At 75.1% G+C, this 457-nt stretch carries 1 pseudogene; it reads left to right on the forward strand.

The features are described from left to right. Nucleotides 1-457 (forward strand): annotated as a pseudogene (locus JMF97_RS30710) (hypothetical protein); the annotation flags it as partial.

The following is a 457-nucleotide window of genomic DNA, read 5'->3' on the forward strand; positions in this document are numbered from 1 at the left end:
CTACCCTCAGGGCTGGCACCTGCTCGTCGCCCTCCTCGACGGCCACCGCACCCCGCCCGGCGGCGGGCCGGCCGGCGCCGCCGCCGTGGAGCCGTTCCTCTGGTGGAATTTCGCCACCTTCGGGCTGCTGGTCCTCGTCCTGCTCTGGGCCGCACAGCGGCTCCCCGGCCCGCTGCACCCGCTGAGCCGCCTCGTGCTGACCGTCGTGGTCGGCGCGCTCGTGCCCGGCAGCCAGATGCCCCGGATGCTGGTCTCCGGATACCCCACCGAGACGCTCGGACTGACCCTCACCGCCGTGCTCGCCGTGCTCGTCGCCCGGCCGGTCGGCGCACCCCGGGACCACTTCCTGCTGCTCGCTGCCCTGCTCGTCGGCATCGGCTACACCTACTACCCGTTCCTGCCCGCCGCGGTCCTCCTCGTCCTCGGGTCGCTGCTCGCCCCGCGGCCGCGGGTCACC

Origin of the sequence: Micromonospora fiedleri, assembly GCF_016774385.1 — a bacterium.
GTDB classification, from domain to species: Bacteria; Actinomycetota; Actinomycetes; order Mycobacteriales; family Micromonosporaceae; genus Micromonospora; species Micromonospora gifhornensis.